We start from the raw sequence: 26,295 nt of genomic DNA, 5'->3' as shown, positions 1-26,295 counted from the left end.
TAGACTGCTGCTGACGATGTCTTGCACGTGCTAATCTTCGACCTCGTTCATCTCCTCGGCGCCGGTCCCGTGGCTCAGTGGGAGAGCGTCCGCTTCACACGCGGAAGGTCGCTGGTTCGATCCCAGCCGGGACCACTAGGTCAGGGAGCATTATTCGTTGGCGGCAGGCGACAGTGGCTGCTCGAACCTCGTGAGCGAGATCGTAGTGGTAAGCAGTGAATGCTGGGTGCCCACGAGCTCCGTCGTGGGGGCGTGGTGAATTCAGCGCGACGGCCATGACGACACTTTCCCCGCCCTCATCAACATTTACGGCCTCAAACGCCTCCTAACGGGCTTGTTCATGACTTCTGCCCCGAGGTTTAGCGGTCAAGTTCGGAGAGATCGCGGCGAAACCGGCGCGCCAACTCATGACCTCCGCTGGGAGCCCCGTTTCGTTTCCCCGCCCGATCAGTTCTGATGACCAGGTGGCGCAATTGTCAGCCGGCCAGGAAAACCAGCAATGCACGGTCGAGCCTGACCATGTTTTTGGCCGATAACCGACCAACCTGCCGCGTCAGGCTGGTGCGGGGGATGTTGTCACCTTGTCGACCGTCAGGCGACTGGTCTCGGTCAGCCCGGTGGTGTTGGACGCTGGGGCCGGGATTCGCATCAGGGATGCCTGGACATCACGCGTGGTAAACGGCACGACGGTAACCGAGGCCGTCGAATCGAACCGGTCATTCTGGATGACCGCGACCGGCGTGGCTTGCCGGTGTAGGCACCACGCGCCGCCGCGGTGTGGATGTCGCCGCGCCGCACGTCAGGTGGCGTCGTCCCAGTCGACCGATACCGCATCGACGAAGGCTTGATCGTCGTCCTCGTATTCGCGGGCCGCGACGAGCGCCGACGGACGGTGTGCTTCGCCGACAAATTCGGGTGCGTTCACATCGGGAACCCAGATCTGTATCGGCCGCAGACCTCGTTGCCGCAGCCGCTCCCGATATCGTCGCACGCGATCTCGGGCAGCCGCTTTGTCGAGACTACGAACAGGGCAGATCAACAGGAACCCATAGGGCCGAACAGGGCCGAGCTTTTTGACCAAGCGCTCCACGCAGGCTAATGCGGCCACTCGGCAAGTCTCTAACCAGTACAAATGCGATCCGCTGGTGCCTAGCCGCCGTACACGCGGAAAATCCGATCCCAGCCGGGACCTCACGTATCGGCGCAGCACCGAGCGTGGCACACGCTATCTGGTCTTGGCGGTGGCCAGCAGCTCGGCGATCAGGGCTTGGACGCGGTCTGCGATGTCGTCGCGGATCATGCGCACAACGTCGAGGGGCTGGCCGGCGGGATCGGGTAGTTTCCAGTTGCGGTAGGAGACACCCGGGAAGTAAGGGCAGGCATCGCCGCAGCCCATCGTGATGACGACGTCGCTGGACTGGACCTGCCCGCCGGTGAGCAATGTGGGGGCATTGGCGGTGATATCGATGCCCATTTCGGCCATCGCGGCCACAGCCGTCGGATTGACCTGACCGGCGGGCTCGGTTCCGGCCGAACGGACTTCGATGCGGTCACCGGCCAAGTGGGTCAATAGCCCGGCGGCCATCTGGGAACGTCCGGCGTTGTGCACACAGACGAATAGGACGCTGGGTTTGTCGGCATCGTGGGTCGCGTTGGGACCGGCGAGGCGGTTGCGCAGCGCCAGGGACACATAGACCAACCCCACCAGGACGGGTACCTCGATCAGGGGCCCGACGACTCCGGCCAGGGCTTGCCCGGAGGTGGCGCCGTAGGTGGCGATGGCCACCGCGATGGCCAGCTCGAAGTTGTTGCTCGCGGCGGTGAACGCCAGCGTGGTGGTGCGCCGATACCCTAGCCGCAGCGCCGCCCCCAGTAGGTAGCCGCCTACCCACATGATGGCGAAGTAGGCCAGCAGCGGCAGCGCAATGCGTGCGACGTCCAGCGGTCGGCCGGTGATCTGATCTCCTTGCAGCGCAAAGAGAATCACGATGGTGAACAGCAAACCGTAGAGCGCCCACGGTCCCACCTTGGGCAGGAAGCGGGATTCATACCAGTTGCGGCCCTTGGTCTTTTCGCCGATCCGCCGCGACAGGTAGCCGGCCAGCAGCGGGATGCCGAGGAAGATCAGCACCGACTTGGCGATCTGCCACGGGGATGTGGCGATGGTGGTCTGCTCGAGGCCCAGCCAACCCGGTAGCACCGACAGGTAGAACCAGCCGAGCGCGGCGAACATGGCCACCTGAAAGATCGAGTTCAACGCGACGAGCACGGCGGCGGCTTCGCGATCCCCGCAGGCCAGGTCGTTCCAGATGATCACCATGGCGATGCAGCGAGCCAGGCCCACGATGATCAGCCCGGTGCGGTACTCGGGCAGATCCGCCAGTAGCAGCCAAGCCAGCGCGAACATCAACGCCGGGCCCAGTACCCAGTTCAGCAGCAGCGAGCTGAGTAGCAGCTTGCGGTCACCGGTGACGGTGTCGAGGCGGTCGTAGCGCACCTTGGCCAGCACCGGATACATCATGATCAGCAGGCCTAGCGCGATCGGCAGCGAAATCCCGTCGAGCTGAACCCCTTCTAGGGCGGTGTGCAGGCCGGGAATCCACCGGCCCAGTAGTAGCCCGGCGGCCATTGCCGACCCGATCCACACCGGCAAGAAGCGGTCCAGCGTCGAGAGTTTGCCCACCACCGCCGGGGCGGCGGTGCGGGTGACCGTCTCCGTCATGCCGGTGCCCCCAGGGCGGGTGCGGCATCGGCATGCACGCTGAGCAGGTTCGACAACACGGTCAGCGCCTCGGGGACCACGGCGTAGTACACCCACGAGGCCCGACGCCGCGAGGTCAGCAAACCCGCGTCGCGCAGCACCTTGAGATGATGCGAAATCGTGGGCTGGCTCACCTCGACTCCCGCGGAAATGTCGCAGACGCAGGCCTCGCCGCCGGCGCGACTGGCAACCGAGCTCAGCAGCTGCAATCGCACCGGATCGGCCAGGGCTTTGAACCGGGCCGCCATTTCGGCCGCGGCCGGAGGATTCAGCGGTTCGCGCACCAGCGGCGCGACTACGCAGCTCGCCACCTCTGGTAACGGATGCAGATTCGACATACATCAATATTGACAAATATCGAATCAGGTCCGCAAGCGGCCACGCGGTGAACGGCGCTACGCGGGTTAGGGGGCATTGAGTGGCCCGGGGTGGGCTCCGCGGCTTGGAGACGCACCCCGGGGTCAGGCCTACAGTTAGCCGCTTGCGCCAACGGCGACTTGGCCGTCGCAGCACATGCTTGCTTCGCCGTCGCTGGTGTCGTTGTGCCGAGGACCGCTGCCGAAGGTCTCGGAGTCGGCCAGCACGGTATAAACCTCCCAGCGTTCCCCACCCGGGCCGGTCACCCACACCTTGTCCTGGGTGGCAAAGCAACACGTGGTGCCGATCTCCTTCTCGGTGACCAGTCCGGCTTCGGTCAACCGGGCGATTTCGGCATGCACGGTGTTGCTCGAGCCGACTTCCACACCGAGATGGTTGAGGGTACCGCCGGTGCCGGGGTTCTCCAGCAGCACCAACTTAAGCGGCGGATCGGCGATCGCGAAGTTGGCGTATCCGGGCTTGCGTTTGGCGGGCTCGGCGTTGAACAGCCTGGAGTAGAACGTGATTGCGGCCTCCAGGTCGTCGACGTTGAGGGCTAGCTGAACGCGGGACATTGGTAGACACCTCCCAGTTGTTTGACTTATATCAAAATGGCGCCGAACCCAGTGTGCAACATCTCTTTGATATATGTCAAGGTATCTGGCAGGGTGGGCCTATGCCCAAGTCGCTGCCGGTGATTGACATCTCCGCTCCCGTGTGCTGCGCCCCGGTGGCGGCGGGGCCGATGAGCGACGGCGACGCCTTGGCGGTGGCGCTGCGGCTGAAGGCCCTGGCCGACCCGGCACGAGTCAAGATCATGTCCTACCTGTTCAGCTCGCCGGCCGGCGAGCAGGTCAGCGGCCAACTAGCGGCGGCGCTCAGCCTCAGCGATGGCACCGTCAGCCACCACTTGGCCCAGCTGCGCAAGGCCGGCCTGGTCATTTCCGATCGCCGGGGCATGCACGTCTTCCATCGGGTACATCCTGAAGCCCTGCAAGCGCTGTGTACCGTGCTCAACCCGAACTGCTGCGCCTGATCCGGGAACCATAGTTGTAGCCAACACCGGTGTCTGGCTGAGCGCGGGTGACGGGAAGCATTTGGGGTGCGCGATTGGTTGGGGGGCGGCAGGGCAGCGGATCTCGTAGGCTCGCAACCATGGTGGTGCGGTCAATCCTGCTATTCGTCCTGGCGGCGGTTGCGGAGATCGGTGGCGCGTGGCTGGTATGGCAGGGCGTCCGCGAGCAACGGGGTTGGCTTTGGGCGGGACTCGGAGTTATTGCGCTTGGGGTCTATGGGTTCTTCGCCACATTGCAGCCGGACGCCCATTTCGGTCGGGTCTTGGCCGCCTACGGTGGTGTGTTTGTCGCCGGTTCGCTCGCCTGGGGCATGGCCCTGGACGGGTTCCGGCCCGACCGGTGGGATGTCATCGGTGCCCTTGGCTGCATGGCCGGGGTAGCCGTGATCATGTACGCCCCTCGCGGCCACTGACTGCTGCGGCGCGCCCGACTTGATCGCGACCTGCATCGTGGATGTCCGAAGTGGATTACCTTGCAAGGCAAGCGATACCGCATGCGCGCCTGACGCGAACATCGTCGCGCGGCGGTGCGATCGGCCCTAGCGGTGGGGCCACCGGCGGTCGGCTCGGTGCTCTTACGGCCGGGATCAGCAACGGGCTGGACCGGCCGTGCCCTTGCCGAGCGCAGTATCGACGGTCGGGTAGATGGGCAGCACTCGGCTCAGCCCACCCGCTTCGGCGATCCGGGCGACGATCGGCTGGTGGCTCACCAGACGCAGGTCGATGCCGCGGCACCGACATCGTTGTGCCTCGTCGGCCAGTGCGGCGAAAGCGCAGCAGCCCATGAAATCGAGCCCGGTGACGTCGACGATGAGCGGTCCGGGCGCCGTGACGCCGGCGGCGGCCTCGGTGACCAATTGACGCCAGAGATGCTCGTTGCGGCCATCGATCTCGCCGCCCGCGTGGATCAACAACGCTGCCCCGCTGCCGTCAGTGGTTGCCCGCAGCGTGCTGTGTGGGTCGCCTAGCTCGTGGACGAGCCGTGGGCTGAGCGGGTGGGGACTAGAGCGTGGTTCTGTAGTGATCAGGCCCATGGTGCGCTCCTAATCGACGGCGTACAGCCACCGCGGCGGATGCCCCGCACTGTCCGAAGACAAGCTTGTCAAGTAATTTCAGATCTCATTTTTATGACATGACTGGAGATCTGTCTAGATTGCAGCTCCTGTGAGCGTGGGTACCGGATTCAAGCCGGTCGGTCACGCCGCGGTGGTACCGGCTTTGCGGCAGTGCTCGGCCTCGAGTTCGGCGATCGCGCGCGAAGTGCGTTCGCGCAGCAAGATCGCGGCCGTAATGCCGGCGATGACCGCGATGACCAGCGCGATCCAGGAGAACCGTTCCAACCAGTGCTGGGCGGCCATCCCGGCGAAGTAGACCAGTGCAGTGGTGCCGCCGGCCCAGCAGATGCCGCCTGTGACGTTGGCGGCCAGGAAGCGCGGGTAGGGCATCTTCAGGGCGCCAGCGAGCGGTCCGGCGAATATCCGCAGCAGCGCGATGAAGCGACCGAGGAACACGGCTCGGACTCCCCATCGGTTGAACAACCGTTCAGTAAGCGCGACATGACCGGGGCCGAAGTGTTTTGGGAACCTCCGGCCCAGCCGGTCGAATAGCGGTAAGCCGAAGCGGCGGCCGATCGAGTAGCCGATCGAATCGCCGACCACGGCGCCGATCACCGCAGCGCCGCCGACGCCGATCGGGTTGACGGCCAGCTCGGGGTGCGACGACAACACCGCGGCACTGACCAGCACGATCTCGCCGGGAAGGGGGATGCCCAGGCTCTCGATCCCTACCACCGCGCCGACCACCAGGTAGACTATGAGCGGCGGGATCGACTGCAGCAGGGCCTCCACATCCATGGGTAAAGAATGCCTGACCGGTGCCGGGTGCGTCCCGCCATGTACTTCTCAACTCCGATTCCGCCGCGTCGGGTGCAATGTTCCGCACGACCCGCGCGGCCGACGATTCGACCCGAACCCAAGCGCGCGGTGACGGGTCGCCCCAGCGTTTGCCAGGAGTGAAAGTTCCAGTTGCGCACGACTTTTGGCTCCATTTCAAGATAGGAAGCGTTTGCGTAACCGGTTGAAAGCCATGGGGTACGGGCAGGCTTGATAGCTCTCATGCAGCTCCCTGGCCAGCTCGTGGACCGGGGTCGCGGTGGTATCCAGCTCGAAGTCGTACTCGGCGTCGGCGTGGGCAGCGCGCGCACTGCCTCGGTTCCACCCGGGGTGGCGATCGCCGCGTTCTAATTCCCGGCGGGCACCCTCCTCGTCGGATACGTGGACCCCGACCATCCAGACTCGGCAGCCCTCAAAAACCCGCAGAGCGTCTACCAGCCACTCACGTGTCCAGATCACGTCGTCGGCGATGACGTTCATTCCGTTGTCCAGGTATGCCCTGATGGCGCGGTAGCGGGAATGCATGGCCAGGTCCAAGATGGGGCCCGGGTGCACGGTGAACCACTCCAGCCCGTCGGCCTCGACCGCGCTGTCCCATGTGTAGTACTCGGGCCGCACCCGCGCAAGGTCAAGCTGCTCTGGCGGCAGCGCAAACCAGAACAGATCTATCCCAATGTGCATCCAACACTCGGCGGCAAGATCCTGAAACGCCAAGGCGAGCGACGTCTTTCCCGCGCTGGATCCGCCGTTGAGGAGGATGAGTTTGCCCTCTGGCATACCCGCCATAGCCGCAAGACGATATCGCATCCGCCGGGCCCGGGTCGGGTTTATCACTCAGCGCCGGTACGGTGTGCGGCTGCTGTGGTCCACCGCGCTGCATCGGCGTTTGCTAACTGCGCAGTTCTGCACACCCACACCGGTAACAGTTTGGCTCATGCGGCGGTCGAATCCGGTCGCTAACCAAGGGCTCTGGCGGTCGTAGCGAAGAGTACGCGCCGGCGGCCAAATGGCCTCCGCCGTCTGCGAGGCGGGATAGGATTTGTTGCTGCCGAGTGCTCGATGATCCGCGGCGACCATGCGGGTTGTCCGGTCCAGGAGGTCGCAGATGTCATTTGTGATTGCGGTGCCGGAAGCATTGACGATGGCGGCTTCGGATCTGGCCAACATTGGGTCGACGATCAACGCGGCGAATGCGGCGGCGGCATTGCCGACCACGGGGGTGGTGGCGGCTGCCGCGGATGAGGTTTCGGCGGCAGTTGCGGCCTTGTTCGGGTCGTACGCGCAGAGCTATCAGGCTTTTGGTGCGCAGCTGTCGGCGTTTCACGCCCAGTTCGTGCAGTCCCTTACGAACGGCGCGCGCTCATACGTAGTTGCCGAGGCCACCAGTGCTGCGCCGTTGCAGGATTTGTTGGGCGTGGTAAATGCCCCCGCCCAGGCGTTGTTGGGGCGCCCGTTGATCGGCAATGGCGCTAACGGGGCCGACGGGACGGGGGCTCCCGGTGGGCCGGGCGGGCTGTTGCTTGGCAACGGCGGGAATGGCGGATCGGGTGCGCCGGGTCAGCCAGGTGGTGCTGGCGGGGATGCGGGGTTGATCGGTAACGGCGGGACTGGCGGTAAAGGTGGGGACGGGCTGGTCGGGTCCGGTGCTGCCGGGGGTGTCGGTGGTCGCGGTGGATGGTTGCTGGGTAATGGCGGGACCGGTGGGGCTGGTGGGGCTGCAGGGGCCACTTTGGTCGGCGGTACTGGCGGTGTCGGTGGGGCGACGGGGTTGATCGGCAGCGGGGGCTTCGGCGGTGCTGGCGGGGCCGCGGCGGGGGTGGGCACCACCGGCGGCGTGGGCGGGAGCGGTGGCGTTGGCGGCGTGTTCGGCAATGGTGGATTCGGCGGGGCCGGTGGCCTTGGCGCCGCCGGCGGCGTCGGAGGGGCGGCCAGCTACTTCGGCACCGGGGGCGGTGGCGGCGTTGGTGGGGACGGTGCGCCCGGTGGTGACGGCGGTGCGGGTCCGCTATTGATCGGCAATGGCGGTGTTGGGGGTCTGGGTGGGGCCGGGGCGGCCGGTGGTAATGGCGGTGCCGGCGGGATGTTGTTGGGCGATGGCGGTGCCGGCGGACAGGGTGGGCCGGCCGTGGCGGGTGTCCTGGGCGGGATGCCCGGCGCGGGCGGCAACGGCGGTAATGCCAACTGGTTCGGGTCCGGTGGTGCCGGCGGGCAGGGTGGCACCGGTCTGGCCGGGACAAACGGGGTCAACCCCGGCTCGATTGCGAACCCCAACACCGGTGCGAACGGTACCGACAACAGCGGCAACGGGAATCAAACTGGCGGGAACGGGGGTCCCGGCCCCGCCGGTGGCGTCGGCGAGGCTGGCGGCGTCGGCGGGCAGGGCGGGCTGGGGGAGTCGCTCGACGGCAACGACGGCACCGGCGGTAAGGGTGGAGCCGGGGGTACTGTCGGTACCGATGGCGGTGCCGGCGGCGCTGGCGGCGCTGGCGGCATAGGTGAGACCGACGGCAGCGCCGGCGGCGTGGCTACCGGGGGTGAGGGGGGTGACGGTGCCACCGGAGGGGTCGACGGTGGCGTGGGTGGTGCTGGCGGCAAGGGGGGGCAGGGGCACAACACGGGTGTAGGTGACGCTTTCGGCGGTGACGGCGGAATCGGCGGTGACGGTAACGGGGCACTAGGCGCGGCGGGCGGTAACGGCGGCACCGGTGGTGCCGGTGGAAACGGTGGACGTGGCGGGATGTTAATCGGCAACGGCGGCGCCGGTGGGGCCGGCGGGACGGGCGGCACCGGTGGTGGTGGCGCCGCCGGCTTCGCGGGCGGTGTCGGCGGCGCGGGCGGAGAGGGTCTCACCGACGGTGCGGGTACCGCGGAAGGCGGCACCGGCGGTCTGGGGGGCCTCGGCGGTGTCGGCGGTACCGGCGGTATGGGTGGCAGCGGCGGTGTCGGCGGCAACGGCGGGGCGGCTGGGTCGCTCATCGGGCTTGGTGGTGGCGGGGGTGCCGGCGGTGTCGGCGGCACCGGTGGCATCGGCGGCATCGGTGGTGCCGGCGGCAACGGTGGCGCCGGCGGCGCGGGTACCACCACCGGCGGGGGAGCGACAATTGGCGGTGGCGGCGGTACAGGCGGCGTGGGGGGCGCTGGTGGCACTGGCGGTACCGGCGGCGCCGGCGGGACCACCGGCGGCAGCGGCGGAGCCGGCGGGCTGATCGGGTGGGCAGGAGCTGCCGGCGGCACCGGCGCAGGCGGCACGGGTGGGCAAGGTGGCCTCGGCGGCCAGGGCGGCAACGGCGGCAACGGCGGGACCGGCGCGACCGGCGGTCAGGGCGGCGATTTCGCGCTGGGCGGCAACGGGGGCGCCGGCGGCGCGGGTGGGTCACCGGGTGGCAGCTCCGGCATCCAGGGCAATATGGGCCCGCCCGGCACCCAGGGCGCCGACGGATAGTTGTTGCCGTTAGGCGCGAACATCACGCTCGCCGAACTGCCCGAACCCGAACTGCGGCAACTGTTTCCGCACGAGGAGCTGCAGATCCCGGTATCCTGCGGGGGCCTCGGCGCTGGTGCCGGCGGCCGCATGGACATGCGGGCCGTCGGACTCGTGCCGGTACGCCGAGCGTCGCGCTACTGCACAGGCTTCTTTGTGCTGATTCACAGCTACCTCACATTAATGGGCCGCGGCGCGAGGTTACGGTTGTCTCGTTGATCCCGAATACGGAATAGAGCAACGAAGTGAATGCCTACGACGTATTAAAGCGCCACCACACCGTGCTTAAAGGACTGGGCCGCAAAGTCGGCGAGGCGCCGGTGAATAGCGAAGAGCGCCATGTCCTTTTCGACGAGATGCTCATCGAGCTGGACATTCACTTCCGCATCGAGGATGACCTGTACTACCCTGCCCTTTCCGCGGCCGGCAAACCAATCACGGGTACCCACGCCGAGCACCGTCAGGTGGTTGATCAGCTCGCGACGCTGCTGCGCACTCCGCAGCGCGCGCCCGGGTATGAAGAAGAGTGGAACGTGTTCCGGACCGTGTTGGAGGCGCACGCCGACGTAGAGGAACGCGACATGATCCCCGCTCCTACACCGGTGCACATCACCGATGCCGAGCTCGAGGAGCTCGGTGACAAGATGGCGGCTCGCATTGAGCAGTTGCGCGGCTCACCTCTGTACACACTCCGTACCAAGGGCAAAGCAGACCTCCTGAAGGCCATCTAGCGGTTGTCAGCGCTAGGCGGGCCCGGGTCGGGCGAAAAGAATTCTGGCCTACTCCACGACCGATTGTGGTGATTGGATAGATACCGCGTTCAGCTAGCGGGGCAGATCGGCGGGCGTAAGCGCAAATCCGACAGGGAGGCCGCGATGACAGACAGCGAGCACGTTGGAAAAACCTGCCAAATTGATGTGCTGATTGAGGAACACGACGAGCGCACCCGGGCGAAGGCGCGGCTGTCCTGGGCAGGCAGGCAGATGGTGGGTGTTGGTTTGGCGCGACTCGATCCGGCCGATGAGCCGGTGGCCCAGATCGGCGACGAACTTGCGATCGCCCGGGCCTTGTCGGATTTGGCGAATCAGCTATTCGCTTTGACGTCGTCGGATATCGAAGCCAGTACCCATCAGCCGGTCACGGGTCTGCACCACTGAAGAAGGCGGTCGCGACGGCTGGAATGTTCGCCGTTGATTCATCCTTTGACACAGCCCAAGGGAACAAGGCGAGCCACTTTGCGCGCGAGGCCACTCTGATGGCTGGCTTCGATGACCTCGTCGACGTCTTTGTAGGCCTCCGGCTTTTCCTCGGCGATACCCCTACGAGAGGTACCGCGGACGATGATGCCACGTTTTGCGAGGCTGGCGCGTATCGCTTCACCGCTGGTGTGGCGGGCGGCCTGGTGACGGCTCAGTACCCGCCCAGCACCATGCGCGGTGGAAAAGAACGCCGGGTTGCCGGTGACCCCGGCAAGCACATATGACGCCGTACCCATCGTCCCGGGTATCAGCACGGGTTGGCCGACCGCTGCCAGTTCGGCCGGCAGCTCGTGATGGTGCGGCGGCAGCGAGCGGGTGGCGCCCTTGCGGTGCACGCACACCGAGCGCAGCTGACCGTCGATCGGATGCGTCTCGATCTTGGCCAGGTTGTGCGACACGTCGTAGAGCAGGTCCAGAGGTGTTCCGGTTGCATCAGCGAACACACGACGCGTCGCCTCGGTCAGCAGTTGGCGGTTGGCGCGTCCGTAGTTGGCCGCCGCCGCCATCGCGGCGAGATAGGCCTGCCCATCGGGGGAGTGCACCGGCACACAAGCCAATTGGCGATCGGGCACCGCGATTCCGTATCGGCCCATGGCTTGTTCCATCTGGCGGACGTGATCCGTGCAGATCTGATGGCCCAGGCCCCGTGAGCCGGTGTGGATCATCACGCAGACGGTCCCTTCCGCCAGACCCATCGGCGCGGCCGCAACCGGATCGTAGACGCGGTCCACGGCCTGGACTTCCAGGAAGTGGTTGCCCGAGCCAAGGCTGCCGATCTGCCCAAGCCCGCGTTGGAGGGCCCGGTCACTGATTTTGGCCGCGTCCGCTCCTGTCATCACACCGCCGTCTTCGCACCGCTCGAGGTCTAGCGCGACGCCATGCCCCTGTTCCACCGCAAACCGGGCACCACCGGTGAGCACCTCCTGCAGCGTGTTCCGGTCGGGTAGTCGCCACACACCCGCCGTGCCCACTCCGCGCGGTATCGCGCGATCAAGCCGGTCCATGACCGCCGGCAACCGTGGTTGCAGCTCCTCGCGGTCCAGCCCTTCGCCGACCAAGAGTCTTACGCCGCACGAAATATCGAAGCCGACACCGCCTGGGGAAACGACTCCATCATTGTCGACGTCGGTTGCGGCCACGCCGCCGATTGGGAAACCATATCCCCAGTGCACATCGGGCATCGCATACGAGGCCCGGACAATCCCCGGCAGCGTAGCCACGTTGACCACTTGCATCAGGGCCATGTCGCCTTCGTCACGAGGCAGCAACGACCTGGACGCGAACACGATCCCGGGCACCCGCATCGCGCCCTCTTGTTCGATCCGGAACCGGTATGGGGTCTCCTCGACGATTTTCATGAATCAGGTCTCAATTCACACATCGAGCGTTACCGCACATCGCCAGCCGTGGCGACCCTGCGAGAACCGAAGTTCGTTGAGTGACACCGCCTTCGGCACGGCACCCACCTGAACTAGCGTACTCGCATCGGTCGTTGCGAATGTGACGTCGACACCCCCGTCAACGTCGCGCAGCCTGAGATCGACAGGCGTTTCACCGACGGTGTCCAGCAAATAAATGACCTCCTCGAGCACCGCGACCAGTAGATCGTCGTCGCGATCCGCGGTCAGCCGGCGCAGCCGGGTATGGACCGCGTGCGCGGATTCCAGGTCGAGGAAGCTCTCGACGGTACCCAGCACCGCCTGCCGGATACAGCCGTCACGGGTCGGTGCCCAGGCTTCGATTCGCAAGTCCGCCGTATGCGGCACGGACCGATGCCCTGAACTGGTGCCCGGCTTGCCCGCCTGAACGCAACGCGCCAAGGCGCGCAGGGGATTTGTCGCTCGTAGGCGGGCGCAAGGAACATCCAACCCGCGGGGCCGCGGCGGATTGATGTGATCGTCGCGGTGCAGCATCCTAGGATCTATGGCTGCCGAGTCGGTTGGTGGCGGCATAACGCAGCAATGCGCCCACCCCATCTAGTGGCGCGATCCGGTTGTCGTCACGGACCAATGCGGCACCTACCGCGATCGCGGCGAATGGCAACGCCTCATCGGCCCTTGCCACGCGATCTACCGGTTCGCCGAGTTCGGACAACATGTCGGCATCCCGCGCGACCGTAGTACGCGCTTTACCGGTGACCACGGTGGCCTCGCCTAGCTCTCCGACGATCAGCGTGTCGACGTCGCCGTCACGCAGAGCCGCACACACCTCCGCCAACCCTTGGGCCGCCAGCCCCGATCCGCGTCCGATCTCCGCCTCAAATTGTTGTGCGACATTGGTGATTTCGGCGTACCGCCGCCGGGTGAACTCCGCGGATGTCAGGTCCCAGATCTCTTCCTCGTCTAAGGCGCTTTTGCGCGGTCCGGCATGCAGCTGCGACACCCGGACCGCCACCCGCTGCGGCAATGTGGAAAGCAGGTCTGTGCGTGACCGCACCTCGCCGGACACGAACACCACCTCGGGGTCGGCAGCGTCTACCAGTCGGGTGAGATGGTCGGCGACCGCGCGGCAGTTCATTCGGATGGCTTCTTCGGTGGTGTGCTGGAAGTCGCCGTAGCCGTTCCAGCCGGCGGTGACCGGCTTGTGCACCGGGTAGCCGACCCCATCGATTTTCGTGGAACTGATGGTGGCCCCCTGATACAGCTTGACGTCGGCGCCGGTGTGATCAACCGCGGCAAATACATACGTCGGTCGCCGCATCTCAAGGTCTATCAATGGCACGACGTACGGATAATCCGACAGCCGAATCACCGTAGCCGGTGGTGGGCCGATCAGATGCTCGTTGACCAGTACTTGCTCGCCGGTCGCGATCAGCGCGCGGCCACGCTGGCCGACGGCCGGTCGAGAATCCCGCACCGCCTCTTCGAGGCTGTCGATGAGCTCCTGCTTCGCGTCGCGGCTTTCGAGATGCTTCCGGACATCGCGCCACGTCGCTTCCCGGCGCTCGACGGCATCAAGAGTGTCGTGCGAGTCGTCGAAATACACCGAGGCGAACGGACCTTCTGCGGCTACCAGCCACCGGAGACGTTCTGATCGCATGTTGTTCTCTCCGCTGTTTTGTGCTGATACGTCACCGTTTATGCAGATGCCCGCCAATGCATGCTTGGTGGATCAACCGGTGATCTCTTCGCTGTCGAGACTGACCAGTACGACGCGGAAGGGTATGTGCCCACGGGTTTCATAACTCAAACCCACTGTTGCCCATAAGGATCCTGGTAGAGCAGTACATGTAGCTTGCTGCAATGCTATCAGGGTGTGGCATGGCCATGTCTTCTATGCGTCGTGGCACCTTCGATCGTTGTGCGGTCCAGCGGGAAGGCATAGGGACCAAAGTCATCCACCGGATCGGCAATCGTCCCTTCGGGACGACACCGTTAGGTGGTGCTTAGACCGCAACGGCAATCTCAACGGACAGGTGCTCACCGATTGCGTACGCAGCGGGCCAGTCGCCGATCCGCACCGCACGCGCAAGCTCATCGGCCAACGGGCTTTGGGTGCCCAACTCCGACAACCAACCGGACACGGTGCTAGTGATCTCGTCACCAGGCACCCGTGCTGTGCGCCCGTCGTGCAAGCGATCGGTCACCTGATAGATGGTGGCGGATTGCACCTTGCGCGGGTGCCATATCGCTAGATTCATCATCGCCTCCTGGTGCACCCCCCACCTGCCTATCCGACCACATCGGCCGGCCCATGCGTAGGGGCCAACAGCCCGAATACCGGAGTGCCTCGGTCGTTGCGTGGACATGCCGAAGTCCGTGTCCACTGGGGTCTTTCGTCACTTCACTGGCCCACAAAGCCCCGGGGACCGTCGATGTGCCCGGTCGCGCCGCGTCCACCTCGGTCATCGACCCCACGATGAGGACGCCATCGGCCGCGACCAAGCCCCGTGAAACTCTGACGGCGTGCTGGCCGGGCTGCGGCACCTGATCACCTTAGGGCACTTGGGCCACCACAACGGGCCGCCGGTCTCGACAGTGGCCACCACCACACAGGTGACTTCCGGCGGGACGTAAGTCCCTAACGCGTCGTTCCGCACGCGGTTAGCTTTGCTGCCATGGCAAGTTCTGCGAGCGACGGCACCCACGAACGCTCGGCTTTTCGCCTGAGTCCACCGGTCTTGAGCGGCGCCATGGGACCGTTCATGCACACCGGTCTGTACGTCGCTCAATCGTGGCGCGACTATCTGGGTCAACAGCCCGATAAACTGCCGATCGCACGGCCCACTATTGCCTTAGCGGCGCAAGCCTTTCGAGACGAAATCGTCCTGCTGGGCCTCAAGGCACGACGTCCGGTCAGCAATCATCGAGTGTTCGAGCGCATCAGCCAAGAAGTGGCCGCTGGACTGGAGTTCTATGGGAATCGCGGATGGCTGGAGAAGCCTAGCGGATTTTTTGCCCAGCCCCCACCGCTCACCGAGGTCGCGGTCCGAAAGGTCAAGGACCGCAGACGCTCCTTTTATCGCATCTTCTTCGACAGTGGGTTTACGCCGCATCCGGGTGAACCGGGCAGCCAACGGTGGCTCTCATACACTGCGAACAATCGCGAGTACGCCCTGTTACTGCGGCACCCAGAGCCGCGTCCCTGGCTGGTTTGTGTACACGGCACCGAGATGGGCAGGGCCCCGTTGGATCTCGCGGTGTTCCGCGCCTGGAAGCTGCATGACGAACTCGGCCTGAACATTGTCATGCCGGTTCTTCCGATGCATGGTCCCCGCGGGCAAGGTCTGCCGAAGGGCGCCGTTTTTCCCGGAGAAGATGTTCTCGACGATGTGCATGGGACGGCTCAAGCGGTGTGGGATATCCGGCGGCTGTTGTCCTGGATACGATCGCAGGAGGAGGAGTCGCTGATCGGGTTGAACGGTCTCTCGCTGGGCGGCTACATCGCGTCATTGGTCGCCAGCCTCGAAGAAGGTCTCGCCTGCGCGATTCTCGGTGTCCCAGTGGCTGATCTGATCGAGTTGTTGGGCCGCCACTGCGGTCTTCGGCACAAAGACCCCCGCCGCCACACCGTCAAGATGGCCGAACCGATCGGCCGAATGATCTCGCCGCTCTCACTTACGCCACTGGTGCCCATGCCGGGCCGCTTTATCTACGCGGGCATTGCCGACCGACTCGTGCATCCACGCGAACAGGTGACTCGCCTCTGGGAGCACTGGGGCAAACCCGAAATCGTGTGGTATCCAGGCGGTCACACTGGCTTCTTCCAGTCGCGGCCGGTACGACGGTTTGTCCAGGCTGCGCTGGAGCAGTCGGGCCTGTTGGACGCGCCACGGACACAGCGCGACCGTTCCGCCTAACTCCGCGCCGAGCGTGGGCTGGCTGCGCCGAATGTGCACTGGTGGCGGAGACACACCCAGGCGATGCCGCCCTGGTTGCACGTTCGGCGTGTCAGCTTGTGACGGATGTGGCAACCCGGCTCCGCCAGGACCTACGACCACGGTCGCAAAGCCAACGGATTGGCCCCGTCGCGAGGCTCATGTGCCTGTCGGCGTCTTCAGCTTCCGTCGAAACGAGCCTTCATGGTTGTCAGTTGTTCCATTGCCGGTTACCCCGATCGGGGCCGATCGGCATCACTATCGGTCCTGCGGCCGCCCATAGCGCTATATCCGGCTGGTGAAATCAATTGATAACCTTCGACTTTGAGGTGGCCTACGGCGAGGACAAGCCAGGCAAGCCAGCTGCCTCAACGCGCGCCAGTACGGGTCCATCGACCCGCGGCCCACGGGTCAAACGACCCTAGTGTTCGCTACGACGTGGTCGTACCTTCGGCAGCAGATCAGCAATAGCACCCCGACTCGAGGAGGATCCCGATGACCACCGCACGCGACATCATGAACGCAGGTGTGACCTGTGTTGGCGAACACGAGACGCTAACCGCTGCCGCTCAATACATGCGTGAGCACGACATCGGCGCGTTGCCGATCTGCGGGGACGACGACCGGCTGCACGGCATGCTCACCGACCGCGACATTGTGATCAAAGGCCTGGCTGCGGGCCTAGACCCGAATACCGCCACGGCTGGCGAGTTGGCCCGGGACAGCATCTACTACGTCGATGCGAACGCAAGCATCCAGGAGATGCTCAACGTCATGGAAGAACATCAGGTCCGCCGTGTTCCGGTCATCTCAGAGCACCGCTTGGTCGGAATCGTCACCGAAGCCGACATCGCCCGACACCTGCCCGAGCACGCCATTGTGCAGTTCGTCAAGGCAATCTGCTCGCCCATGGCCCTCGCCAGCTAGCGACCTCGGATCATCCGCCGGCACGAAAGGCTTTATCCGCCAGCATCGGAGGTACCCAATGCGTGATGCGATCCCGCTTGGGCGGATCGCCGGGTTTGTGGTGAACGTCCACTGGAGCGTGTTGGTGATCCTGTGGTTGTTCACCTGGAGTCTGGCGACCATGTTGCCGGGTACCGTCGGAGGCTACCCGGCCGTGGTCTATTGGCTTCTCGGCGCAGGTGGCGCGGTCATGTTGCTGGCGTCGCTGTTGGCTCATGAGCTCGCGCACGCCGTCGTCGCTCGTCGCGCCGGGGTATCCGTTGAGAGCGTGACGTTGTGGCTGTTCGGCGGGGTGACCGCGCTTGGCGGCGAGGCAAAGACGCCCAAAGCCGCTTTCCGGATCGCGTTCGCGGGTCCGGCTACCAGCCTGGCGCTGTCGGCGACATTCGGTGCGTTGGCCATCACGCTCGCCGGCGTGCGGACCCCGGCCATCGTGATCAGCGTTGCTTGGTGGTTGGCTACTGTCAACCTGCTGCTGGGGCTGTTCAATCTGCTGCCTGGCGCGCCGTTGGACGGTGGGCGGTTGGTCCGGGCCTATCTGTGGCGCCGCCACGGCGATAGTGTGCGCGCCGGGATCGGTGCGGCGCGGGCCGGACGGGTGGTTGCGCTGGTCTTGATCGCGTTGGGATTGGCCGAGTTTGTGGCTGGTGGCCTCGTCGGTGGGGTCTGGTTAGCCTTCATTGGCTGGTTTATCTTCGCTGCCGCTCGCGAGGAGGAGACCCGGATTTCGACCCAGCAGCTGTTTGCCGGGGTGCGTGTGGCCGATGCGATGACCGCCCAACCGCATACGGCTCCCGGATGGATCAATGTCGAGGATTTCATCCAGCGTTACGTGCTTGGTGAACGGCACTCGGCATATCCGGTTGCCGATCGGGACGGATCGATCACGGGCCTGGTGGCATTGCGGCAGCTGCGCGATGTTGCGCCTAGCCGGCGCAGCACTACCAGCGTAGGTGACATTGCGCTGCCGCTGCACAGCGTGCCGACCGCCCGACCACAAGAGCCGCTGACCGCGCTCCTAGAGCGGATGGCACCGCTCGGCCCGCGCAGCCGTGCGCTGGTCACCGAAGGGAGCGCGGTGGTCGGCATCGTCACTCCCAGCGATGTCGCGCGGCTGATTGACGTCTACCGGTTGGCCCAGCCGGAACCGACCTTTACCACGAGTCCCCAAGATGCGGACAGGTTTTCCGATGCGGGGTGATCGAGCATCGGGAAATGTCTGGGAGAGGAGAGCCGACGATGAAAACAATCATTGTTGGTATCGATGGTTCGCACGCGGCGATTACGGCCGCATTGTGGGGGGTTGACGAGGCCATCAGCCGAGCGGTGCCGCTGCGACTGGTCTCAGTGATCAAGCCGACACATCCGTCCCCGGACGACTACGACCGCGACCTTGCGCATGCTGAAAGATCGCTTCGGGAAGCGCAGTCCGCTGTTGAGGCCGCGGGCAAGCTCGTCAAGATCGAAACCGACATCCCCCGCGGGCCAGCCGGCCCGGTGCTTGTGGAGGCATCGCGCGACGCCGAGATGATCTGCGTCGGCTCCGTGGGAATCGGGCGCTACGCCAGCTCGATCTTGGGTTCGACGGCAACCGAGCTGGCCGAAAAGGCGCATTGCCCGGTCGCCGTCATGCGCTCAAAAGTGGACCAGCCAGCGTCTGACATCAACTGGATCGTGGTGCGCATGACCGACGCACCGGATAACGAGGCCGTGCTGGAATACGCTGCCCGGGAAGCGAAGTTGCGGCAAGCGCCCATACTGGCACTCGGCGGGCGACCGGAGGAGCTCCGGGAGATTCCGGACGGCGAATTCGAACGTCGCGTGCAGGATTGGCACCACCGTCATCCCGATGTGCGCGTCTACCCGATCACCACTCACACGGGTATTGCCCGGTTCCTGGCCGACCACGACGAGCGCGTACAGCTGGCAGTGATCGGCGGTGGTGAGGCCGGTCAGCTAGCGCGGCTGGTCGGGCCATCCGGACATCCGGTGTTCCGTCACGCCGAGTGTTCGGTGCTTGTCGTTCGCCGCTGAACCTAAGTCAGCGACTCGCGTGCCACGATGACCGGCGTCCGCGCCAGCTGAGCAACGGTTTCGCCTACCGACCCCACCAGCATTCCGGCGTAGCCGCCGCGGCCCCGGCTGCCGACCACGACCAGCTGGGCTTCCTCGGAGCGTTGGACGAGCTGGCGGGCCGGCTGATCGCGCACCACCACGCGGGTTATGGCTACGTTGGGATACCGCTCCTGCCAACCCGCCAACCGCTCGGCCAGCACCTGCTCGGCCATCGACTGAGTTGCCGGCCAATCGATTCCGGGCCACTCCGACACATCGACGTCGCTCCATGCGTGCAGCGCCACCAGGTCCACGTTTCGCCGCGACGCTTCGTCGAATGCGATTGCGGTCGCCAGCTCGGAGGCCGACGAGCCGTCAACGCCAACTAGCACCGGCGCTTGCTGGGGATGCGGCATCACCGAATCTTCGTCGTGGATGATCACGACCGGACAGTGCGCGTGGCGGAGCAGGCCGGAACTGACCGAACCGAGCAGCCGGCCCGGCCACCGCCCACTTCCGAGACAACCCACGACCATCAGCACTGCGTCTTTGGACATGTCGACCAATGTGGGAACGGCTGCCGCCGGAACGATTTCACTGTGGACCGTGGGGGGACCAGCGCGCAGCGAAGCCTGTTCAACCACCTTGAGTGCGTCGTCGATCAGGTGGCGCCCGTGATCCTGCTGCCATCGCAGCACGCCCGGCGGCAGTGGCACCTCCAGCCAGGTGGCTACTTCCGGCGACACCGCGTGCACGAGCGTCAGAGGGATTTTTCGCAACTCCGCATCCCGAGCTGCCCACCGCACCGCAACCTGTGCGGCCGGTGAATCGTCGATCCCGACGATAATTCCCAGAGATGAATTGCCCGATGACATCGCGGTCCTCCTGTCGTTGGCTGATCGCCCGCTCGGCCGATGTGGCTTGTCCCTACCGCACGACGGTAACGGGGGAGGAGGGTTTTGCTCAGGAGGCGTTTGTCACTAGCCCAACGGGCTTAGGTCCTCAATGGATCACGAATCGACGTGCGGTTTGTGCGCGACAATGGCGACGGCTGTCAAGCGTTCACGATGCCTGCGGAATGTGTGGCGCATCAACAGGACTCGCCGACGCGCGGCACGATGGATGAGCAGGTTTCCGGCGAACCGCAGCGCACCCAGGAGGCCTTCGTCAGCGATCACCCGTCGCGGTTGTAACAACGCCATGGAAGCGGTGACAACGTGTTCGACGACCAGTCCATGGCCCGCTAAGAGGTGCGACCATTCCGCAACGGTCAGCGGACGCGCATTGACCTTGAGCGCGCGGGCCAGCGACTGCCGCAGGTCGGTGCGGACCTGCTCTGCGACGTCGTCCGGCACCAGCGCTAGTTCGTGAATCGCGTAGCGGCCACCCGGCCTCAGCACCCGCGCCGCCTCGGCGACGATCGTGTGTTTAGCCGCGTTGCCTTGCATGGTCAGCATCGCCTCGCCGATGACGACATCGGCGCTGGCGTCGGATAATCCGGTATCGGCCGCGTCGGTGACCCGGACGTCGCCGCGGCCGGCGAGAACGTGTCGGACCAGGTTGGCCGCGTTGGGATCGCTCTCCGCCCCCACGTACGACCGCGGGTTGCGGGCCAAGATTTCGGCTGCGGTGCGGCCCAGGCCCGGTGCCAGCTCGAGCACGTCGGCGTCGGTCACCTCGGCGCGGGCCAGCAGTGTCCGGGTGAGTTCGACGCCGCCGGGACGCAGCACCCGCTTGCCCAGCCGGGCCAGCAGCCAGTGCCCCTGCATGTGGTCGTCGTCTCGATCCGACAAGGGCAGAGGCTGCCCGGCATTGCCGCGTTTGTTGGCCATAGACCCCACCTCCGCAGGTTTTTACAAGTCCGTTTGTGTAAACTTACTGCATTGCTCAGGCGCAGCCGACGAGCCTTATGGGGGTGAGTGTCATCATCAGGTCACTGCAAGAGCCGGTGGGGCGCCGTCGTGCGGTGCTGCGGGCATTGTGTGCGTCGCGGGTTCCGATGAGCATCGCCGCGATCGCCGGCAAGTTGGGCGTGCATCCCAACACCGTCCGCTTCCACCTCGATAACCTGGTCGCTGATGGCCAGGTGGAGCGGGTCGAGCCCGGCCGCGGCCGACCGGGGCGCCCGCCGCTGATGTTTCGGGCGGTCCGGCGGACGGATAGCACTGGGACGCGGCGTTACCGGCTGCTTGCCGAGATCCTCGCCAGTGGCCTTGCCGCCGAACGGGATTCGCGGGCCATGGCGTTGTCCGCGGGCCGGGCGTGGGGGCGCCAGCTCGAAGCGCCGCCGGCCGGTGCCGACACCGAGGAGACGATCGACCACTTGGTCGCGGTGCTTGACGACCTTGGCTTCGCTCCCGAGCGCCGGGCATCCAACGGCAGGCAACAGGTCGGTCTGCGGCACTGTCCGTTTCTGGAACTCGCCGAAACTCAAGCCGGTGTCGTCTGCCCCGTCCACTTAGGGATCATGCGGGGAGCCTTGCAAACATGGGGGGCGCCAGTCACCGTCGACCGGCTCGACGCGTTCGTCGAACCCGACCTGTGCCTGGCCCACTTCACGCCGCTGGAAGGAGCCATTCGGTGAGCGCCGGACCGGCGATCGAGGTCGCCGTCGCGTTCGTCTGGCTGGGAATGGTGGTGGCGATCTCGTTTCTGGAAGCTCCGCTGAAGTTCCGGGCGGCAGGAGTGACGCTGCAGATCGGGCTCGGCATCGGCCGGTTGGTCTTCCGTGCGCTCAATACCGTTGAGGTCGGTTTCGCCCTTGTCATCCTCGCGATCGTGGTGGTCGGCTCGACGCCGGCGCGGATCGCCGCGGCGTTTTCGGTCGCGTTGGCTGCGTTGGCCGTCCAGTTGATTGCGGTGCGTCCTCGATTGACTCGACGGTCCAATCAGGTATTGGCCGGGCTGCAGGCTCCCCGCTCCCGCGGTCACCACATCTATGTCGGTTTGGAGATAGTCAAGGTGGTTGCGTTGCTCGTCGCGGGGATACTGCTACTGAACGGCTGAAAGGACGCGCCGATGGAATCCATTTCGCTGACCAGCCTGGCCGCCGAAAAGCTGGCCGAGGCGCAACAGACACACAGCGGACGGGCTGCCCACACCATCCACGGTGGTCACACCCACGAGCTTCGGCAGACGGTGCTGGCATTGCTTGCCGGCCACGACCTGTCCGAGCATGACAGCCCGGGCGAGGCGACGCTGCAAGTGCTGCAGGGCCATGTGTGCCTTACCGCCGGTGAGGACGCGTGGAACGGCAGGGCCGGCGACTACGTCGCGATTCCGCCGACACGGCATGCGCTGCACGCCGTCGAGGATTCGGTGATCATGCTGACCGTGCTGAAATCCCTGCCCGATGCTCACTCGGGGTCGTGAGCCGAACATCGCTTGAGTACTACACAACACCGGGCCGGTCCGGGTGCCAACCGAACGGCCGGGCTGTGCGGTGCCAGCGCGTCGGCCACGCCTGTGATCAAGGCGTGGTTCATATTGCAGGCCAGCTCGGTCTGCTCCCGGGCCAGTGCGTGGAACGGGCAGTTCACCAGCTCGACCTCATCGTCGCCAGGGCCAGCCGGGCGGCGGGGTTCATAACCGTACTTGCGCAGCACATCCAGCGTCAGCTCCAGCGCCGCCGCGGGGTCTGCGGGCGGCCGGGTGGTGGCGGCGGCGCCCATGGCTTGGCCGTAGTCATGGGCGATCCGGTTGAGCACTTCCACGGTCGGCTCCCCGGTGGTGGCCGACAGCACGATGGCTGCGGCCATCAGCCGCCCAGCAAGCTCGTACTCCCGCTGTGGAAGGCTGAGGGCGATGTCGCGGCCGGCCCGGCGATACAGCTTGGCGGTCCGCCCGGCGCCGGGGCCGGACCGGCCGGTCAGGCGCGCGTACTCGGTATCCAGCAGGCCTTCGGCAGTGAGCCGGTCCAAATGGAATTTCGCCTGGTGGCGCGGGATGCCGACGGCGTCGGCCGCCTGGTCTCGGCTCACCGGCATCGATTGTGAGCACACGAATTGGTAGAGCTGGCGACGCACCGGATCCACGAGTGCCCCGATCCCGGCGACGTCGCGTTCGAAGGAAGCTCGGCCGTCCACTTCAGCAAGCCATCTCTAACAGACAAAACACTTGACGATACAGTCTATAGGATCTAACGTTCAAATTGTTGTCTGTTAGAAGTCGGGAGGCAGCTATGAGCATCAGACCAACGACCAGCCCTGCTCTCGCAGACCAGCTGAAGGATCCGGCATACTCTGCATACGTATTGCTTCGCACGCTGTTCACGGTCGCGCCCATCCTGTTCGGGCTGGACAAGTTCTTCAATCTGCTGACCCATCCGCAGCACTGGAACATGTATCTGGCCGGCTGGATCAACGATCTCGTGCCCGGCACCGCCGACCAATGCATGTACTTGGTCGGGGCAATCGAGATTGTGGCCGGCGTATTGGTTGCGGTCGCACCGCGCATCGGCGCCTGGGTAGTCGCGGCCTGGCTGGCCGGGATCATTCTCAACCTGGTCACCGGACCCGGTTTCTACGACATCGCGCTGCGCGACTTCGGTTTGCTGGTTGGCGCCATCGCGCTCGCCCGGCTGGCGCAGGGCGTGCACAGCGGAGGCATCGGGCGGCCTTAACCAGGGCGCCGGCGCCTCACACCGCGCGCAGGTAGCGCTGGGCGATGAAGCGCTGGGTCACCGCGCCCAGCGGCCCGGCGGCTTTGCTCGCCCAGGTCGCCGGACGGGAGAACGACAACACCTCGGCAAACACCACGGAGGTCATCGGGTCGCAGCGAACCGCGAACCGTTCCTCGCCGGACACCGGATGGCCCGGCAAAGTGCCGTAACCGAATCCGCGCACGTCGGGTTCGTCGATGACATACACCACTCGGCACGGCGCACGCAGGAAAGCGATTCCCACCAACACCACCGCGGACACGACGGCGGTTTCGGAGCTGGCCCGCACCCGCAGGCCGGCGTTGCGCTGCATGCCCCAATGCATGACGGCGTCGGCGGCCTGCTCAAAACGCTGGCGGCCGGTGCCGATCTGCGTCGACACGTCAAGGTGGTTGTAGCCCGCGGGCAGTCGTCCGGTCGCTGTCGCGCCCACCTCCGGATAGGTCAGCGGCAGATCGGCCAGCGCATTGAGGTCCACCTGGCCAGCTTGCCACGGCAGCGCATCGCGAAGCGCGCGTGCACACAGTCGATGAGGCGACCGTTGCGCGCTGTCGTAGTGGCGTCCGGAGATTCACTGGGGTGTAGGGCGATTTGTGCTGCTTGGCGGAAGAGTTCTCGTCCGCGCGGGTTTCGCCTGCTGCCACACGATGAGGGCAGAACCCCAGGTGCAGTGTGCACCACGTTCCACCAATGTTGGTGCGGTTTGTGCCTGCGCCCAGGCGTGGAACGGCAGGGATCGTCCGAATAAACGGTTACCCACCGCGGCGGTAACAGGCGGTGGGCCGCCCGCATCTCAACATCGTGGCGGTCAGGAGGATTTCGATGTCGTTTGTCAACGTGGCCCCACAGTTAGTGTCCACAGCCGCGGCCGATGCAGCGCGGATCGGCTCGGCGATCAACACCGCCAACACCGCGGCGGCGGCGACCACCCAGGTGTTGGCCGCCGCCCAAGACGAGGTGTCAACGGCGATCGCCGCGCTGTTCGGCAGCCACGGCCAGCACTATCAAGCGATCAGCGCGCAGGTCGCGGCCTATCAGCAACGGTTCGTGCTGGCCTTAAGCCAAGCTGGCAGCACCTACGCGGTCGCCGAAGCGGCCAGCGCAACACCGCTGCAGAACGTGCTCGATGCGATCAACGCACCCGTTCAGTCGCTGACCGGGCGCCCATTGATCGGCGACGGCGCGAACGGGATCGACGGGACCGGGCAAGCCGGCGGTAACGGCGGGTGGCTGTGGGGCAACGGCGGCAACGGCGGGTCGGGGGCACCCGGGCAGGCCGGCGGCGCCGGCGGGGCGGCCGGGTTGATCGGCAACGGTGGGGCCGGCGGAGCTGGCGGCCAGGGCCTACCCTTTGAGGCCGGCGCGAACGGCGGAGCCGGCGGCGCCGGTGGATGGCTGTTCGGCAACGGCGGGGCCGGCGGGAACGGCGGGATCGGTGGGGCCGGCACCAACCTCGCTATCGGCGGGCATGGTGGGAACGGCGGCAACGCCGGGCTGATCGGCGCCGGCGGGACCGGCGGGGCCGGGGGCACCGGCGGCGGCGAGCCCTCCGCGGGGGCTAGCGGCGGCAACGGCGGGAACGGCGGGAACGGCGGCCTACTGATCGGCAACAGCGGGGACGGCGGGGCCGCCGGAAACGGGGCAGGCATTTCTCAGAACGGTCCAGCGTCCGGATTCGGGGGTAACGGTGGTCACGCCGGAACCACCGGACTGATCGGCAACGGCGGCAATGGCGGAGCCGGCGGAGCCGGTGGTGATGTGTCCGCCGATTTCGGGGGCGTTGGGTTTGGCGGGCAAGGCGGTAACGGCGGCGCCGGCGGGCTACTCTACGGTAACGGCGGGGCCGGCGGAAACGGCGGTGCCGCCGGGTCGCCCGGGTCTGTTACGGCCTTCGGAGGGAATGGCGGTAGCGGCGGCAGCGGTGGAAACGGCGGCAATGCCCTCATCGGCAACGCGGGGGCCGGTGGGAGCGCCGGGGCCGGCGGGAACGGAGCGAGCGCCGGCACTGCTGGCGGGTCCGGCGGTGACGGCGGGAAAGGCGGGAACGGCGGCAGCGTCGGACTGATCGGCAACGGTGGAAACGGCGGAAACGGCGGAAACGGCGGCGCCGGGAGCCTCTTCAATGGCGCTCCAGGCTTCGGCGGGCCCGGCGGCAGCGGCGGTGCATCACTGTTGGGGCCACCCGGCCTGGCCGGCACCAACGGAGCCGACGGCTAACGGAGCCGGCCGGCGCCGGAAATCCAGACCTGGATTTGCGAGTTGCTACGGTAGCGGCCCGTCGGCGGCGACCGCCGCCAGCGTCGCTGACCGCTCCCCGTCCAGCGACGCTCTATCGACTGTCCGTCGTCGACGTCCTGCTGGGTAGCCAGGTCGTCAACATCCTTTGGGCTCATCGAGCCGCCGTAGAGCACCCGGTCACCTGCCCGGTACCGATCGCCCACACCGGTGATCGAAAACCCATCCGGTCACTCG

33 protein-coding genes and 1 tRNA gene are annotated in these 26,295 nt (G+C 66.0%); 16 read left to right on the top strand and 18 right to left on the bottom strand.

Annotated elements, in window-relative coordinates; genetic code table 11:
* Window positions 1–63: 63 nt before the first annotated feature.
* Window positions 64–135: transfer RNA gene (locus FF952_RS14045), tRNA-Val, on the top strand.
* Between the two features lie 418 nt (window positions 136–553).
* On the opposite strand, the gene FF952_RS20830 is transcribed toward FF952_RS14045, so the two are convergent.
* The 5 genes from FF952_RS20830 to cadI all read right to left on the bottom strand — a co-directional run bounded on the left by FF952_RS20830 (window position 554) and on the right by cadI (window position 3,693).
* Window positions 554–685 carry a hypothetical protein gene (locus tag FF952_RS20830; protein WP_003413709.1) on the bottom strand — a complete coding sequence of 44 codons (132 nt, stop codon included), beginning with the start codon at window positions 683–685 and terminating at the stop codon, window positions 554–556.
* 114 nt (window positions 686–799) lie between these two features.
* Window positions 800–991: an antitoxin MazE family protein gene (locus tag FF952_RS14035; RefSeq protein WP_003912823.1), complete on the bottom strand. Its 192-nt coding sequence runs from the start codon at window positions 989–991 to the stop codon at window positions 800–802.
* Window positions 992–1,225: 234 nt separating this feature from the next.
* Window positions 1,226–2,722 carry an ACR3 family arsenite efflux transporter gene (gene arsB / locus FF952_RS14030; protein ID WP_003413686.1) on the bottom strand — a complete coding sequence of 499 codons (1,497 nt, stop codon included), beginning with the start codon at window positions 2,720–2,722 and terminating at the stop codon, window positions 1,226–1,228.
* Entirely contained in the window at window positions 2,719–3,099 is a 381-nt protein-coding gene (locus FF952_RS14025) for an ArsR/SmtB family transcription factor (protein ID WP_003899407.1), read from the bottom strand. The genes arsB and FF952_RS14025 overlap by 4 nt, the downstream gene beginning before the upstream one ends.
* Before the next feature lie 135 nt (window positions 3,100–3,234).
* On the bottom strand, window positions 3,235–3,693 hold the full coding sequence (cadI, locus tag FF952_RS14020; RefSeq protein ID WP_003413675.1) for a cadmium-induced metalloenzyme CadI: 459 nt from the start codon (window positions 3,691–3,693) through the stop codon (window positions 3,235–3,237).
* A gap of 101 nt (window positions 3,694–3,794) precedes the next feature.
* Here cadI and FF952_RS14015 point away from each other — a divergent pair, with 101 nt between their 5' ends.
* Together FF952_RS14015 and FF952_RS14010 are read left to right on the top strand one after the other, a co-directional pair.
* Entirely contained in the window at window positions 3,795–4,154 is a 360-nt protein-coding gene (locus FF952_RS14015) for an Rv2640c family ArsR-like transcriptional regulator (RefSeq protein ID WP_003413665.1), read from the top strand.
* Window positions 4,155–4,273: 119 nt separating this feature from the next.
* The gene (locus FF952_RS14010) at window positions 4,274–4,606 is read left to right on the top strand and encodes a YnfA family protein (RefSeq protein ID WP_003413663.1); all 333 of its coding nucleotides are present in this window, start codon (window positions 4,274–4,276) and stop codon (window positions 4,604–4,606) included.
* A gap of 174 nt (window positions 4,607–4,780) precedes the next feature.
* Here the strand turns inward: FF952_RS14010 and FF952_RS14005 are convergent, their stop codons facing one another.
* From FF952_RS14005 to FF952_RS13990, 4 genes are all read right to left on the bottom strand, one after another.
* Window positions 4,781–5,227 (bottom strand): anti-sigma factor antagonist, encoded by a 447-nt coding sequence (locus FF952_RS14005; protein ID WP_003413657.1) that lies wholly within the window; start codon window positions 5,225–5,227, stop codon window positions 4,781–4,783.
* 162 nt (window positions 5,228–5,389) lie between these two features.
* Complete coding sequence (locus tag FF952_RS14000) at window positions 5,390–6,046, bottom strand: DedA family protein (RefSeq protein ID WP_003904900.1); 657 nt, start codon at window positions 6,044–6,046, stop codon at window positions 5,390–5,392.
* A gap of 195 nt (window positions 6,047–6,241) precedes the next feature.
* Window positions 6,242–6,919, bottom strand: a complete 678-nt coding sequence (locus FF952_RS13995) for a phosphotransferase-like protein (RefSeq protein ID WP_003899406.1) — start codon at window positions 6,917–6,919, stop codon at window positions 6,242–6,244.
* Complete coding sequence (locus FF952_RS13990) at window positions 6,920–7,162, bottom strand: hypothetical protein (protein WP_003899405.1); 243 nt, start codon at window positions 7,160–7,162, stop codon at window positions 6,920–6,922.
* A 28-nt stretch (window positions 7,163–7,190) separates the two neighbouring features.
* On the opposite strand from FF952_RS13990, the gene FF952_RS13985 reads away from it, so the two are divergent.
* The 4 genes from FF952_RS13985 (at window position 7,191) to FF952_RS13970 (ending at window position 10,723) form a co-directional block, all read left to right on the top strand.
* The gene (locus FF952_RS13985) at window positions 7,191–9,527 is read left to right on the top strand and encodes a PE family protein (RefSeq protein ID WP_031653912.1); all 2,337 of its coding nucleotides are present in this window, start codon (window positions 7,191–7,193) and stop codon (window positions 9,525–9,527) included.
* 3 nt (window positions 9,528–9,530) lie between these two features.
* Window positions 9,531–9,785 (top strand): hypothetical protein, encoded by a 255-nt coding sequence (locus tag FF952_RS13980; RefSeq protein WP_003908019.1) that lies wholly within the window; start codon window positions 9,531–9,533, stop codon window positions 9,783–9,785.
* Between the two features lie 26 nt (window positions 9,786–9,811).
* The gene (locus tag FF952_RS13975; protein ID WP_003413625.1) at window positions 9,812–10,297 is read left to right on the top strand and encodes a non-heme di-iron catalase; all 486 of its coding nucleotides are present in this window, start codon (window positions 9,812–9,814) and stop codon (window positions 10,295–10,297) included.
* Between the two features lie 144 nt (window positions 10,298–10,441).
* Entirely contained in the window at window positions 10,442–10,723 is a 282-nt protein-coding gene (locus FF952_RS13970; protein ID WP_003413619.1) for a DUF1876 domain-containing protein, read from the top strand.
* 38 nt (window positions 10,724–10,761) lie between these two features.
* On the opposite strand, the gene rtcB is transcribed toward FF952_RS13970, so the two are convergent.
* From rtcB to FF952_RS13950, 4 genes are all read right to left on the bottom strand, one after another.
* Window positions 10,762–12,183: an RNA-splicing ligase RtcB gene (gene rtcB / locus FF952_RS13965; protein WP_017351416.1), complete on the bottom strand. Its 1,422-nt coding sequence runs from the start codon at window positions 12,181–12,183 to the stop codon at window positions 10,762–10,764.
* Between the two features lie 15 nt (window positions 12,184–12,198).
* Window positions 12,199–12,738: an archease gene (locus tag FF952_RS13960; RefSeq protein WP_003413614.1), complete on the bottom strand. Its 540-nt coding sequence runs from the start codon at window positions 12,736–12,738 to the stop codon at window positions 12,199–12,201.
* A gap of 1 nt (window position 12,739) precedes the next feature.
* Window positions 12,740–13,864 carry an Rv2629 family ribosome hibernation factor gene (locus tag FF952_RS13955; protein ID WP_003413610.1) on the bottom strand — a complete coding sequence of 375 codons (1,125 nt, stop codon included), beginning with the start codon at window positions 13,862–13,864 and terminating at the stop codon, window positions 12,740–12,742.
* Between the two features lie 346 nt (window positions 13,865–14,210).
* Window positions 14,211–14,468 carry an Rv2628 protein family gene (locus FF952_RS13950; protein ID WP_151841263.1) on the bottom strand — a complete coding sequence of 86 codons (258 nt, stop codon included), beginning with the start codon at window positions 14,466–14,468 and terminating at the stop codon, window positions 14,211–14,213.
* Window positions 14,469–14,882: 414 nt separating this feature from the next.
* Between FF952_RS13950 and FF952_RS13945 the strand changes: the two genes are divergently transcribed.
* The 4 genes from FF952_RS13945 to FF952_RS13930 all read left to right on the top strand — a co-directional run bounded on the left by FF952_RS13945 (window position 14,883) and on the right by FF952_RS13930 (window position 19,142).
* Complete coding sequence (locus FF952_RS13945; RefSeq protein ID WP_003899402.1) at window positions 14,883–16,124, top strand: alpha/beta hydrolase family protein; 1,242 nt, start codon at window positions 14,883–14,885, stop codon at window positions 16,122–16,124.
* A 513-nt stretch (window positions 16,125–16,637) separates the two neighbouring features.
* A complete protein-coding gene (hrp1, locus tag FF952_RS13940; protein WP_003413598.1) occupies window positions 16,638–17,069 on the top strand; it encodes a hypoxic response protein Hrp1 in 432 nt (143 codons plus the stop codon).
* Between the two features lie 58 nt (window positions 17,070–17,127).
* Window positions 17,128–18,309, top strand: coding sequence for a site-2 protease family protein (locus FF952_RS13935; RefSeq protein WP_003899401.1), 1,182 nt, complete (start codon window positions 17,128–17,130; stop codon window positions 18,307–18,309).
* 38 nt (window positions 18,310–18,347) lie between these two features.
* Window positions 18,348–19,142: a universal stress protein gene (locus tag FF952_RS13930; RefSeq protein WP_003899400.1), complete on the top strand. Its 795-nt coding sequence runs from the start codon at window positions 18,348–18,350 to the stop codon at window positions 19,140–19,142.
* Between the two features lie 2 nt (window positions 19,143–19,144).
* Here FF952_RS13930 and FF952_RS13925 read toward each other — a convergent pair whose 3' ends face one another.
* Together FF952_RS13925 and FF952_RS13920 are read right to left on the bottom strand one after the other, a co-directional pair.
* Window positions 19,145–20,038, bottom strand: coding sequence for a universal stress protein TB31.7 (locus FF952_RS13925; protein WP_003413592.1), 894 nt, complete (start codon window positions 20,036–20,038; stop codon window positions 19,145–19,147).
* A 135-nt stretch (window positions 20,039–20,173) separates the two neighbouring features.
* Window positions 20,174–20,995, bottom strand: a complete 822-nt coding sequence (locus tag FF952_RS13920) for a class I SAM-dependent methyltransferase (RefSeq protein ID WP_003413589.1) — start codon at window positions 20,993–20,995, stop codon at window positions 20,174–20,176.
* A gap of 77 nt (window positions 20,996–21,072) precedes the next feature.
* Between FF952_RS13920 and FF952_RS13915 the strand changes: the two genes are divergently transcribed.
* Genes FF952_RS13915 through FF952_RS13905 form a run of 3 tightly spaced genes read left to right on the top strand, consistent with a single transcriptional unit; the run spans window position 21,073 to window position 22,535 of the window.
* The gene (locus FF952_RS13915; RefSeq protein ID WP_003413588.1) at window positions 21,073–21,747 is read left to right on the top strand and encodes a helix-turn-helix transcriptional regulator; all 675 of its coding nucleotides are present in this window, start codon (window positions 21,073–21,075) and stop codon (window positions 21,745–21,747) included.
* Window positions 21,744–22,169 carry a hypothetical protein gene (locus tag FF952_RS13910; protein WP_003413586.1) on the top strand — a complete coding sequence of 142 codons (426 nt, stop codon included), beginning with the start codon at window positions 21,744–21,746 and terminating at the stop codon, window positions 22,167–22,169. Before FF952_RS13915 ends, FF952_RS13910 begins: the two co-directional genes overlap by 4 nt.
* Before the next feature lie 12 nt (window positions 22,170–22,181).
* Window positions 22,182–22,535, top strand: a complete 354-nt coding sequence (locus tag FF952_RS13905; RefSeq protein ID WP_003413583.1) for a cupin domain-containing protein — start codon at window positions 22,182–22,184, stop codon at window positions 22,533–22,535.
* Here FF952_RS13905 and FF952_RS13900 read toward each other — a convergent pair.
* Complete coding sequence (locus tag FF952_RS13900; protein ID WP_003902320.1) at window positions 22,520–23,248, bottom strand: helix-turn-helix transcriptional regulator; 729 nt, start codon at window positions 23,246–23,248, stop codon at window positions 22,520–22,522. The genes FF952_RS13905 and FF952_RS13900 overlap by 16 nt on opposite strands.
* A gap of 95 nt (window positions 23,249–23,343) precedes the next feature.
* Here FF952_RS13900 and FF952_RS13895 point away from each other — a divergent pair, with 95 nt between their 5' ends.
* Window positions 23,344–23,784, top strand: coding sequence for an Rv2617c family stress response/phage resistance protein (locus tag FF952_RS13895; RefSeq protein ID WP_003413574.1), 441 nt, complete (start codon window positions 23,344–23,346; stop codon window positions 23,782–23,784).
* 16 nt (window positions 23,785–23,800) lie between these two features.
* Here FF952_RS13895 and FF952_RS13890 read toward each other — a convergent pair whose 3' ends face one another.
* Window positions 23,801–24,301, bottom strand: coding sequence for a DUF1990 domain-containing protein (locus FF952_RS13890; RefSeq protein WP_003413569.1), 501 nt, complete (start codon window positions 24,299–24,301; stop codon window positions 23,801–23,803).
* A 344-nt stretch (window positions 24,302–24,645) separates the two neighbouring features.
* Between FF952_RS13890 and FF952_RS13885 the strand changes: the two genes are divergently transcribed.
* Window positions 24,646–26,040 (top strand): PE family protein, encoded by a 1,395-nt coding sequence (locus FF952_RS13885; RefSeq protein WP_031649993.1) that lies wholly within the window; start codon window positions 24,646–24,648, stop codon window positions 26,038–26,040.
* On the opposite strand, the gene FF952_RS13880 is transcribed toward FF952_RS13885, so the two are convergent.
* Entirely contained in the window at window positions 26,037–26,264 is a 228-nt protein-coding gene (locus FF952_RS13880; protein ID WP_003413487.1) for a hypothetical protein, read from the bottom strand. The two genes, FF952_RS13885 and FF952_RS13880, sit on opposite strands and share 4 nt — an antisense overlap.
* Window positions 26,265–26,295 lie beyond the last annotated feature (31 nt).

Source organism: Mycobacterium tuberculosis complex sp. N0072, assembly GCF_030323725.1.
Lineage (GTDB): Bacteria > Actinomycetota > Actinomycetes > Mycobacteriales > Mycobacteriaceae > Mycobacterium > Mycobacterium tuberculosis.
Note: the sequence above shows the minus strand (reverse complement) of the source record. Positions and strands in the feature narration are given on the sequence as shown.